Genomic DNA, 12,032 nt, shown 5'->3' with positions numbered 1-12,032 from the left:
GGGGTGGATCGGGCAGGATCAGGGCTGACAAGGCCGCTGGTATCGTGGAGATTCGCGCCAAGGATGGCAGCCATGTTGGCATGGCCGTCCTTGTCACGCCGAAACACCTCGTGACGGCCGCTCACGTTGTGAATGTTGCGCTTGAACGCGATCGTGATTCGAAGGAACAACCGTTGGCGGATGCCGGTCTGGTTGTTGCATTCCCGCTGCTTCCCGACGGTGTGATCGCTGATGGCCATGTCATTGAGTGGCGGCCAATGGGCGTATCGCCGCAGGACGACATTGCGGTGGTTGAGCTGACCGACTCGGCCCCTGCGGAAGCTGGCCTTGCGCGGTTGGCGGATGTCACCGGTATCGGAATGGATGACGACAGTCTGAGCGTCTTTGGCATCGAGGACGGCGATGTCATGGGAAACCATGCCAGCGCTCGGTTTCGCGGCTTCAATACCGACGCCTGGATACAGGTGGAAGGCGACCGAGGAGACGATGTGTTCGCGCCGCGCGGCTTCAGTGGCGGCGCGGTGTGGGACAACCAGCATGCGGTTTCCATCGGAATGCTGGTGCGTCGCGCGAAGGACGACACCGACAGCTTCGCCTATATGATTCCGGCTGCCGACATCGCGGCGTTTTGGCCCGATCTGCCTATCGAGCGCAGGCCGCTTTCGTCCTCGTTCATGCGCGGCTTTACGGTTCTCTCGGCCGTGTTCTTCGCGCTCATTCTCATCCATTGGCAGGCTGACAGAGGAACCGATCTCTTCCGGGCGCTGTCCGTCGGCGCCAACAAGCTCCTCAGTTCCTTTTTTGGGATGCAAATCTTCGCGGTGTTGGCACCGATACTGTTCTACATGCTTCTCACCTTCGCCCGGTCGCGCAACCTGCACCCATGGTGGCAGCGCGTTCCCTCGTTCGGCGCTATGGGTCGGTTGCCAGTTGGCTCTTCCACCCGCCGCACGGCTACTCTGACGCTTGCGATGCTGGTGCTTCTGCCGATCCTGGCCCAAGGCCACTTCCTGAAGAAATTCGGCAACGAGGGCGAGGTCTATTTCTACAAGTCCGATTTCCCCCACATCCAGTCGACGCCGGTTGAATGCACGACCACGCGAAACCGCACGATGCCTGTCTGTCTTCACAAAGGAGGCAGAATGCGGCTCGCCACCGATCCGGACGGAAGTTGGGGGCCGCTTTTCGATAACAACTACCACTACGGCAACCTGCTAAGCAGCGACAACGACCGGGCCTCCGTCACCTTCTTTCCGATCCTCCAGCCGGTCGCGGTTTACGCCCTGACCGCCTTGGCGCTCTACTTCGCCGCTCAGGTGGTATTGGCGGTGTTCTTTGTGAGCAGGAACCGAAATGGTCCAACCCACTGAACCGCATCTCGGCAGCCTCCTGTGTTTCGTCCTACAGCCTGTTCAACTCTTCGATCTTCCCATGAAAAGGTCGATCGAGATAGAGCTGCGCGATCTCGCTGACTGTGTCTGGCACCTCGACTGTACCGTGGTCCAGAAGGCTGGCGACCGCTTGAGATGGGAGGGCCGTGGGGAATGACCGACTCGAACTCGCCACACCGGCGCGGATGGCACCATACGATGTCCGGCGGAGGGAGCCCCCACCCCGTCAGTTCAAGCAGGACTGATGGTATGCAGCTACTATCGCGTATCGGATGAAGGCTTGGACTCCACCAGATCCCCGATCAATGCCGTCAACCCAACGAAGGGTGTATCGCAACCGAAGAAACCAGAAGCTGCCAGTCCGCTGTCGGCCCAAATTGCGACCTGGTGCGATCGACCCGGCATGGACGGCTTCTGGCGACCACCTACGGATTCGCTACCGCAAGGGCTATGCACCGCCGATTCTGCGTCTCGCCCGATCTCTCGCCAAGGGAAGCCAACGGTTGGCAATTCTTAGTAGAATATCGTGGCAGTGGAGGACATAGGCGTTGTTGGCCTCAAGGGGGTGGCAGTCTTCAGGGTCTGTGGTTTTGACGGCCAGAATAGGCTCGACGACGGCCTGGCGGACTGATCATACGGCCGACTTCGGCAGGGCTGCCGTCGAAGGCAAGAAAGTCATTCTCGAATATTTCCACGCCGTCGAAGCCGGCCGCAGCGATGGCCGCGAGCTTCTCGCGTAAATCGCCGCTGATCGACACGGTGGCGATGGAGGTCTTCAAGGTCATGACACCTTCGATGCCGCCGCTTGCAGATCCAAGACCGCACGAACCGCGACAGGATAGCCGCGCGGGCCTAGCCCTGCGATGACCGCCGTCGCGACCTTCGACACGTAGGAATGGTGATAGTGGGCCTCGCGCTTGTGAATGTTCGAGATGTGGAGCTCGACGATCGGGCCGGAAAACATCTTTAAAGCGTCGAGGATCGCAATCGACGTGAAGGAGAGACCCGCCGGGTTGATGACGATCCCGGCTCCCTCGTCGATCGCTTCGTGGATCCAGTCGATGATCTGACCTTCGCTGTTCGACTGATGGAAGCGGATGGGTGTGTCGCCAGCCGCATCGCGGCAGAAGGCCTCGATCTCGGCCAGCGTCGTCGTGCCGTAGATTTCCGGCTCGCGCTTGCCGAGTCGGTTCAGGTTCGGGCCGTTGATCACATAGATGGGCTTCGCCATGACGGCTCCTTTGTCTTCGATCAACCCTGGTAACCCAGCAGCCGGGGCAGCCAGAGCACGAGCCCCGGGAGAAAAGTGATGAGAGCCAGCGAAGCGATCATCGCCCACAGGAACGGAAGCACGTCGCGGACGATGTCTCTCAGCGGTACTTCGGCGATCCTGGTCATGATGAACAGCAGCAAACCATATGGCGGCGTCACCAGGCCGAGCATGATGTTGACCACCACCATCACGCCGAAATGCACCATGTCGATGCCGAGCGCGCGCGCCGTCGGGATCAGGACGGGCACGATCACGAGCAGAATCGTGGTGCCTTCAAGCACGCAGCCGAGCAGCAGGAGCAGGCTATTGACCAGGATCAAGAAGCCGATCGGCGAAAGATCCCAGCTTATGAGAATGGCCTTGATCGATTCCGGGATGTTCTCGACGGTGACCACATAATTGAAGACCAGAGCGCCGGCGATCAGCATGCCGATCGAGGCCGAGGTGCGCGCGCTGGCCAGCACGGACTGGTAGAAGTCGGCGAAGCTGACACTGCGGTAGAGCACGACAGAGATGACCAGAGCATAGGCCGCGGCCACGGCCGCCGCTTCGGTCGGCGTGGTGGCGCCGGTGTAAATGCCGCCGAGCAGGACGACCGGCATCATAAGCGAGGGGAAGGCACGCCAGGTAATGCCCGGCAGTTCGCGCAGCGGTGTCGGCGCTTCGACCGGAAAGTTGTTGCGCTGCGCCTGGTATGCCACGATCCCCATCTGCGCCGCCGCCATCAGCAGGCCGGGGATGACGCCCCCGAGGAACAGGTAGCCGATCGAGGCATCGGACACGAGCGCGTAGATGACCATTGGGATCGACGGCGGGATGATCGGCCCGATGACCGAGGTCACAGCCGTCAGCGCCGCTGCGTAGCTCGGCGTGTACTTGCCGTCCTTGGTCATCATCATCTGCATCATCTTGCCGGTGCCGGCAGCATCGGCGATGGCCGATCCCGACATGCCCGCAAAAATGATGCTCTGGACGACGTTGACGTAGGCAAGCCCGCCCCGGAACCGGCCGACCACGGCATCGCAGAAGCGCAGCAGGCGTTCCGTCATCGAGCCGATGTTCATCAGCTCAGCAGCCAGGATGAACAACGGCACGGCGAGGATGATGTAGTTGTTGTACATCCCGTTCAGCAACTGCTCGGCCGCCGTCCCCATATCGAGCCCTGCCAGCAGCAGATAGAGGATCGAGCCGGCGATCATGGAGTGCCCGATCGGCAGCCCGAGAAAGGCAAGCACGGTGATCGCGACGACCGAGATCGAGAACGGACTGGCGAAATTCATACACCCGACCCCGCCTTGGTGGGATCGAACTCCTTTGGCGCCTTGCCGAACACGGCCTGCCAGGACAGCCAGAGGTAGCGGAGAATGATCGCCACGACGAATATGATGTAGATCGAGAACAGCCAGTCGAAGCGGATCTTCAGATAGGCGGTCTTTTCGACCTTCATGAACGTCACGTAGTCGAGCACGGCTGGAAACGAAATCGCGTAAAACGCAATCAGCGATGTGGCCGCGATGAGGAACATGGTGCGGCGAACACGCGGTGGGGCCGATGCGTAAAAGAGATCGAAGCGGATCTCCTCCTCCTCGCGGACGACGAAGGCTGCACCCCACAGCACCAGCCAGATCCACAGGATCACGCTGATTTCGTTGGTCCAGCCGATCGGCATGTTGAGCAGGTAGCGAAAGACGATCTGCAGCAGGAATGCCGCGAACATTGCGGCCAGCATGACAGCGAGGACGTTTTCGGCGCGCCGGTACAGCCAGCGGCCGAGGTTTCGGAGCGAAGGGTTCACGCGCGATTCTCCGCCTGTGAAAGCCATCAGTGGGATGGAGGAGGCGCGGCGAATGCCCGCCGCCCCTCCGGCTTAGAGCGCGTTGATCTTGTCGACCATGCCGGCCGGCCAGTCCTTGGCGAGGTCCGACGACAGGTATTTCTCCTGAGCGTATTTGCGGAACGCAGCGATGTCGGGCTCGTAGAGCTTGAGGCCCTTGCCCTTGAACAACTCGACCAGCTCTTTCTCGCGCGCAAGATGCTTTTGCGTGCTGAATTCGATGGCGGCGTCGGCGGCGGCCTGGAACTTCGCCTGCCTGTCGGGGCCCATGTCATCCCACACCTTCTTCGACACGGTCAGCAGATCGAAGCCGACCAGGTGCGCGGTCAGCACGATCTGCGACATGACCTCATAGAACTTCATGTTCTCGACGTTCGGCAGCGGATTGTCCTGGCCGTCGATCGCACCGGTCTGCAGACCAGTGTAGACCTCGGCGTAAGCCATCGCGACGGGATTGGCCCCGAGCGCGGCGCCGAGGAACTGCCATGCGTCGCCACCTGGCATGCGCAGCTTGATGCCTGCCATGTCGGCCGGCGTGGTGATCTTCTTGTCCGGCTTTAGGCCTATCTGCCGGGCGCCGAAATAAGTCGGCCCGAGCACGCGCACGCCAAGCTGGTCCTCGGTCATCTTCTTCATCTCTGCGCCGAGATCGCCGGCGAAGAAGGTTTTCAGATGCGCGGCGTCGCGGAACAAATAGGCAGCGGTGACAATCGACCATGCCGGGATCTGCTTGGAGATATCCTGCGGTGCGATGTTGCCCATCTCAAGATTGCCGCGCTGCAGGGCGACGAGCTCGGTACCCTGCTTGAACAGATTGCCGCCGTAGTAGCCCTCAAAGACGAAGTCGTCCTTGATTGCGTCGGCAAACATTTTCATCATGTCGGCGCGGATGTCCTGTTCGGAAAACACGGCCGAGAAGCGCAGCTTCGGCTTGTCCTGGGCGAGTGCCGGAAAGGCTGCCGTCGTGGCGAGCACGCCCGCCCCGATCAGGAGTTCCCGGCGTGTGGCTTTGAAATTCATGTTCCTTCCTCCCTATTGGCTATTGTCCAAGTCCTGTGTCTGCTGGGTCACGGGCGCTCCCAAAGGCGGCAAACGCCGCCTTCATCCGTTCAACGTCGGGCGCAAGCCCGGTGAAAAGTTCAAAAGCCCGCACGGCCTGGAACACGGCCATTCCCTCGCCGCTGAGCGTGCGGCAGCCTCGTTGCCGTGCCTCCCTGAGCAGTTCCGTTTCGAGCGGCAGGTACACGATGTCGGCGACCCAGCACTCCGGTCGCAACAGATCTGCGGCGATCGGCATGCCGGGCAACTTTGCCATCCCGACCGGCGTCGCGTTGACGATGCCGTCTGCGCGAGCGGAGGCCGCAGCGAGGTCCATTACCACCTCCACCTTTTGCGTGCCGCCGGCCGACCCAAGCCGGCACGCCAGCGCTTCGGCCCGATCAGTCTGCACGTCGGTTAAAAGCAGCGTCTCGACGCCACTTTCCAACAAAGCGTAGGCCACCGCGGCGCCGGCGCCGCCGGCTCCCAGCAGCAGCACCTCGCAGCAGGTAGTCCCCCGGGGTTTGTCGGTGGCGGGGCGGTGTTGGATTTGTGGGGCCCCTATCAGACGCGCCCGACCGACACCTCGTTCACAAACTCGGGACTCCTCGCGGCCGGCTGCTCTCGCCCCAAACCCAAATCACTCTGAACGACAGAGTTCGACACCCCAACGAAGACCTTCATTGTCCTCGTTGCGAATGGCGGCAATGCGCCTCGTTCTGGCGCCGACTTTGTCATGCGCTTCAACGCAAACGTTGCATGCAATTTGTTCCTTGCTTTTCGGCCGGCTCTGCTGGGAGCCTTCAATCGTCTAGAAACGCTGATAGCGGAACCAGGCGCTGTCCACTCGATACGCTCTCGTCCAGGCGATCCAACAGGATCGTCTCCGCCTTGGCCGATTTCCTCGGCTGAACCGGGCTGGAGCGATCCCAATCGATCAGGAACGCTTCGGCGAAGTATCCCGAGATTTCCCGGTCATCGAAAATCAGTGATGCATCACGGTTCAGCGTCACACCCGCCGAGCTCCAGTTGTGGCTGCCGATCAACACCCTCTGACCGTCAACGATCATTCCCTTCGTGTGGTGGTCGGCGATGACGCGCACGCGCGAGGCGATGTCGACGCCTTTGGACTTGAAATACCAAGCGGCATGCCGCGGATCGGAAAGATCCTTGCCGCCTTGGCGCAGCAGAAGGCGCGCATCGGGTAGAGTTTTCAGCTTCTTGGTGAGGGCCTGGATGAGATCGTCAATGTAGCCGCGGTCGGCGTCGGGCGAGGCCGGCATGCCGATATACGGGATCTGGAAGTACAGGGTGGATCTCGCCGAGCGGATCAGGCGGAGCACCGCATCGCCATAAACCTCGCCCTGCTTGTCGGGCGTCAGCAGGTATTGCACTGACATCTGCCGCCGCTGGGTCGGCAAAGGCTCGAGTATTTTTCGTGGAGCTGGACGCTCCAGCATCAGCGCCTCGGTTTCGGCGGTGACGGCCACCATCTCCTCGGTCATAGAACGCGGAAGCGGTCCGGCGCCCAGCGCTCCGGAATGGGTAAAGTCCTGCAGGAGATGTGCCCGCAGGCGACGCGAGAGTGTCGGGCTCTTCACGACGACATGCCATTCCCGATTGCCGGGAAGGTCGACCGACATGGCGTTGTCGAGTTGATCCTGCGTAATGGCGGGCTGGCTCGAGGTAAGCTTCCAATTGCCGGACGATAGCCAGAACGTGTCGTCGTCCCGAACCGTTACTTTGATGTGGTAAGCGTTGGCAATGAGACCTGTGGCGCCCTCGGGAGCGACAACGCGTTCGAAGCGGCTGCCGTATTGTTCCGCCCATTCGGCGAATGTCTCGCGCGCCGGAAACTCCACACTGGCATCTTCCTCCCGGATTTTGGCGAAGGTCGAATTGTCCATTACCAGGGTCAAGGAACCGCCAGCATCTAATCGCTCCTTCAAGGCGTCGCGGATATGTGGACCCCTGAACTCATAGATCCCGGACACGAGCTGGCCGGTGGCCTCGCCAAGGAAGCGCTGCAACGTCGCCCACGAATATTCAGGCCCGACATGAGCGATCACTTCCATATCCTCCCCGACAGGCTCGAAGGAGAACGGCTCGCCGACGCGGGCATCGTCGTCATAGGCCACTGAGCTGACTGCCGCTTCGAGCGTGTGGCGGGCGTCGAGCTGCTCAAGGAGCGAGGCAGCCTCGTAGTGTATCGCCGCGCCGAACATATTTGAGGGGGCCTGCGTGAAGCCCGGCAGCGCGCGAGGATCAACGGAAGCTACGATTATCGGGACGTCACCGACGTGACCGTCCGTTTCATCGTAACCGACGCGCACGGCCACCACGCCAGTGGGACGGGACCGCCAATATGCCTTCGCCGCCATTTCGACGGCTTCGGGAGCGGTCGCACCTGCGCCGGATATGTCGGGCTGTGGAGCCCTATTCGCGCCGGTGCCGAGGCTCACGGTAATGGTGAGCGGGATGGTGACGCCAGACGCACCAACCGTGACTTCGACGGGTGCTGCAGCGACGCCCATGGAAGGTGCCGCGCCGAAAGCGGGGGCTCGTGTCTCGATCGCCGGCGGCGTGAGCCATCGGCGGCGGGCGACATAGTCGCGCAATATGGATGCCGGAACGGCATAATTGGCCTCTCGGTACAGGCCTGCAAAATGCAGGCCGCCCGCCTTGCCGGTCGCCGTGTCGATGACCACGGAGCCGGAATTTCCGCCCAGGGTCGTGCAGTCATGCCGTGCGCCGGTCGGCTCGGCCCGCATCATGAACCCGGGCGCGACACGTTTGATGTTATAGCGGCCTAGGTAAAGCGCGTTCATCAGATCCTGGTCGGGTATGATGTGCCGCGGGGCCACGGCAGGGTATCCGATCACGCAGACTTCGCAGTCTTGGCCGAGGTCGGCGTCGGCGATCTCGATCCTGCCCGGGAATTGCCCATCGGTACGCCGATCCACCCGCAGGAAAGCGACATCGTGAGGCCCGTTCTCGGGCTCGATATACAGCACCTCCATCACCGGAAATTTCGGATCTTCTGGTTGGTTGAGATCGTCGTATTCGTGACCCAAGTGCAGCGTTGGCTGCATCGGCCGGCGGAGCGTACCCGGCGTAAACGCATAACGCCGGCCATCCCAGCGGGCGATCAACTCCGCCACGTGTCGGTTCGTCACCACGATATCGGTTTCGAGGAACCAGCCGGTGCCAACATAGGGGAAGCCGTTCGGAAAGTTCACGACATCGATGCGACCGATGAGCGGCATAAGGGGCTCGATACGTTCCCTCGTTCTGGCTAGGTTCGCCACGAGATCGGCTGCTTCCCTGCCCCGGATGGTGGCTTCTTCGAAGTCGATCTTACCTTTCTTGACGAAGAGCACAGGCCGCTCCTCGCTCACGATGGTCTCGAGTTCGACCCGGCTTCGCGCCGCAGCTGATTCGGTGAGATCGGATTTGAGCCGGTTTTCGTAGAACGCCCGATCCTGCGGGCGTCGGCGCAGAAGGCCGGCCAGGAATTCCCTGTCGCTGCGCGTGCGATCTTGAAGCGGCATGTTTTCTTCCCCCTCTTTTAACAGACTGCAGTATTCCACTCAGTATCTATGAAGGCTATAGTTGATCTATGTTTCTGAATGATGACTGCTTGAATAATACGGCAGTGTCACTGCCATAGCGCTTCGATTGGCTGCGCATTGCGAGACACTTTAAGGGGGGACGCCGTGACAATCATCGAGATCATTGACCGTCGGACGGTGCCAACGATAGGTGCCGAGGCTCGCCTCAAGCTCTTCGTCCCGACTGAGGCCAGGGGCGACGAGCTTTTCACCGAGCTTGCGGCGCTTAAAGGCGCTGGCCTATCGGTCACGCGCGAGCGGCCGCTGGATATGACTGTGACGAGGCTGGACCGCGCATGGGAGAGCCTCGACGCTGCATTCGAGGTCGCGCGGGAGATTGCCGAGACGTATCGCCTTACGGCCTGCGAGGCCGACGTGGCGGTCCCGGTCATGCCCACTGACCCGGGCCGCCCTGCCGAGCAAGGTTCCGAGGAGAGCGTCGACGACATTACCTCCGCGTGCTGGGCGCCCGAGGAGCCCGACCTTGGAGATAAGAAGCGCTGGGCCATTTCGGCCATCAAGGCCGACAAGGCCTGGGCCTTGGCCAAGGACCGCGGCCTGCCGCGCGGAGGCCGCGGGATTGTGATCGCCCAGCCGGATACGGGGATCACGTCTCACGTCGAGTTAGCCGAAATCCCGTTGCGGCAGCCGCGGAACCTGCTGGAGGATGATCGGCCCGACGACCCGACCGATCCCATGCAGAGCGGCGGCAATCCGGGCCACGGGACGGCGACGGCGAGCGTGGTCGTCAGCCGCAGTGCCCGCGACATAATTGGATCGGCGCCCGAAGCGAGCTTGATGCCGATCCGGGCCATCGAGCGAGTCACCCAGCCTTCGATGGTAAAGGTAGCGGAAGCTGTGGACCATGCCGTTGCGGCAGGGGCACATGTCATTACCATGTCGCTGGGCGGCATTTGGTCCTACAGCCTTTGGGGGGCGATCGAGCGGGCAGTCGCGGCGGACCTCCTCGTGATGGCGGCGGCCGGAAACTGCGTCGGCGTCGTTGTATGGCCGGCACAGTTCGATGCCTGTTTGGGGGTCGCTGGCGTTGACCAGCATTTCGCGCCATGGCGAGGCACTTCGATGGGGCCTGAGGTCGACATATCGGCTCCGGGACAGAACGTCTATCGGGCCAACGCCAAGACGATGGATGTGGGGCAGGGACAGGGTACTAGCTTCGCCGTCGCGCTCACCGCCGGCGTTGCGGCCTGCTGGCTTGCTTATCATGGGCGGGCGAGCCTGATCGCCGCCGCCCACCAGCGCCGCGAAACGCTGCAGGACATGTTCAAACGACTCGTTCGAGCGACTGCCCAACGGCCGTCGTCAGGATGGAACGAGATGGAGATGGGAGCCGGCGTCGTCGACGCCGAGGCGATCCTGAAAGCCGATTTCGATCTAGGCCGCGAGACGGAAGGCCCCGTGCGGTCGCGTCTTCCCGCTGACCCAACAAGCTCGCTCCGTGCGATTGCGGCAGACCGGTTGGGCGCCGAGGCGCTCGATCCGCAGATCGACTGGACCGGAGGTGGAGCCGAGATCAGCCTCCGGCTCATCCGTGGTACGGCCGCTGCCGCGACGCTGCCTCGACGCATCGCAGCGCCGCCGGTCGCTCGCTCGGACGCACGCCGCGCGCGGAGCGGCGGGATCCGACGCCTGCGCGATCAGATCGTCGCCGGGCAGGCGTTCGCGAGCGGAGCCAGTGCGGAAAGCGTTCAACAGCTTGAGAGCACCGGGAACGAGCCCCTGACACCGGCTATGGCAAAGGAGGTGATGGAACGGGTGACGGCGCGGGTCGTCGCGCAGGCGCGAGCCCGCTCGGACCGCGAGACAGCGGACCGACAGGCGGTTCAGGCGGCGCTTTCCATGTTGCAGGAACATGGCGCCGAAGCGCTGAAGAAGCTGACCGGCCTCGACGGGCTGGCGGCCGCCCCTCTTACCCTTGACGAGCAGGCCTCCTTGGAAGCCATTGTCATCGCCGACGGGACCCGTCCGAGTTTCCTCATCGAGGGCGGTGCTCCCCCGGCAATCCATCCGTTCATGGGCGCATGGGGCAGTATGGTTGCCCCGTTGCAGCCGGAACTTGCGATACTCGCCGGGGCCGTGGGCCGCATCCAGCCAAGCAAAGGCCACAACGGCCATTTCATCGGCACGGGCAGCCTTGTAGATAAGCAGAAAGGAGTCATCCTCACCAACTATCACGTGCTCGATGATGCGATGCAGACGTTCCTGATCCCGATGCAGCGTGTGAGCCCTACTCAGATCCGCGTGCTGGCGGATCTCGAGATCGATTTCCTCGGCGAGGCGACCTCCTTCGCCTCGAATCGTTTCCGGATCGTGGAGGCGAATCTCCATCCGAACTCGGGCCGAGGATTCGGCCGCCTAGACGCCGTCACTATGAAGATCGAGCCGATCGGCGCCGCGAGCGTCCTGCCGGCCGCCATCAAATTCAGCGGCAAGACGATCGATTTCCGTGGGGCCTCGGGCCGCAACCTGTGTACGATCGGTTTTCCCGGCCGTCCCGAGATGGAGCAGGGTCCCAGCGGCAGGGTCAATTGGGAATTCGTTCTGAAAACCTTGTTCGGCGATGTCTTCGGAGTGAAGAGGCTGGCGCCGGGCAGGGTCATCCGGACGCCGGGCGACGTCGAGCAGGATCCGCTCGGCAACGTGTTCGGCCACGATGCGACAACGTTTAAGGGCGCATCGGGCTCGCCGGTTTTTGCATGGGGTGTCGACGGCCAGCCTGCGATCGGTCTCCATTTCGCCGGGGATATCGAGGTCAGCAACTACTCGCTGACATCCGCGATCGTAGCGGAGCAGTTCGGCTCCCTCGGCGTTCCGTTCTGAGGCCTGTCTGGACGAAAGGGAGGGGTGCCTGTGGACATGGCGGT

General features: G+C 62.3%; 9 protein-coding genes. 2 read left to right on the top strand and 7 right to left on the bottom strand.

Annotated features, from left to right (window positions below):
• Positions 1 to 44 precede the first annotated feature (44 nt).
• Positions 45 to 1,370, top strand: coding sequence for a S1 family serine peptidase (locus DH08_RS16505; protein ID WP_192180310.1), 1,326 nt, complete (start codon positions 45 to 47; stop codon positions 1,368 to 1,370).
• 596 nt (positions 1,371 to 1,966) lie between these two features.
• On the opposite strand, the gene DH08_RS16500 is transcribed toward DH08_RS16505, so the two are convergent.
• The 7 genes from DH08_RS16500 to DH08_RS16470 all read right to left on the bottom strand — a co-directional run bounded on the left by DH08_RS16500 (position 1,967) and on the right by DH08_RS16470 (position 9,087).
• On the bottom strand, positions 1,967 to 2,176 hold the full coding sequence (locus DH08_RS16500) for a hypothetical protein (protein WP_192180328.1): 210 nt from the start codon (positions 2,174 to 2,176) through the stop codon (positions 1,967 to 1,969).
• The gene (locus DH08_RS16495; RefSeq protein WP_120013839.1) at positions 2,173 to 2,622 is read right to left on the bottom strand and encodes a type II 3-dehydroquinate dehydratase; all 450 of its coding nucleotides are present in this window, start codon (positions 2,620 to 2,622) and stop codon (positions 2,173 to 2,175) included. The genes DH08_RS16500 and DH08_RS16495 overlap by 4 nt, the downstream gene beginning before the upstream one ends.
• A gap of 20 nt (positions 2,623 to 2,642) precedes the next feature.
• Positions 2,643 to 3,944: a TRAP transporter large permease gene (locus DH08_RS16490; RefSeq protein ID WP_192180309.1), complete on the bottom strand. Its 1,302-nt coding sequence runs from the start codon at positions 3,942 to 3,944 to the stop codon at positions 2,643 to 2,645.
• Positions 3,941 to 4,459, bottom strand: a complete 519-nt coding sequence (locus DH08_RS16485; RefSeq protein WP_345892403.1) for a TRAP transporter small permease — start codon at positions 4,457 to 4,459, stop codon at positions 3,941 to 3,943. Before DH08_RS16485 ends, DH08_RS16490 begins: the two co-directional genes overlap by 4 nt.
• A 72-nt stretch (positions 4,460 to 4,531) precedes the next feature.
• A complete protein-coding gene (dctP, locus tag DH08_RS16480; RefSeq protein ID WP_192180307.1) occupies positions 4,532 to 5,518 on the bottom strand; it encodes a TRAP transporter substrate-binding protein DctP in 987 nt (328 codons plus the stop codon).
• A gap of 19 nt (positions 5,519 to 5,537) precedes the next feature.
• Positions 5,538 to 6,035: a hypothetical protein gene (locus DH08_RS16475; RefSeq protein WP_345892402.1), complete on the bottom strand. Its 498-nt coding sequence runs from the start codon at positions 6,033 to 6,035 to the stop codon at positions 5,538 to 5,540.
• A 304-nt stretch (positions 6,036 to 6,339) separates the two neighbouring features.
• Positions 6,340 to 9,087, bottom strand: coding sequence for a phospholipase D-like domain-containing protein (locus DH08_RS16470; protein WP_192180306.1), 2,748 nt, complete (start codon positions 9,085 to 9,087; stop codon positions 6,340 to 6,342).
• A 165-nt stretch (positions 9,088 to 9,252) separates the two neighbouring features.
• Between DH08_RS16470 and DH08_RS16465 the strand changes: the two genes are divergently transcribed.
• Positions 9,253 to 11,988, top strand: coding sequence for a S8 family serine peptidase (locus DH08_RS16465; protein ID WP_192180305.1), 2,736 nt, complete (start codon positions 9,253 to 9,255; stop codon positions 11,986 to 11,988).
• Positions 11,989 to 12,032 lie beyond the last annotated feature (44 nt).

It is taken from the genome of Mesorhizobium amorphae, from assembly GCF_014843845.1.
In the GTDB taxonomy this organism is placed as follows: Bacteria; Pseudomonadota; Alphaproteobacteria; order Rhizobiales; family Rhizobiaceae; genus Mesorhizobium; species Mesorhizobium amorphae_A.
This window is presented reverse-complemented; position numbering and strand designations above follow the sequence as displayed.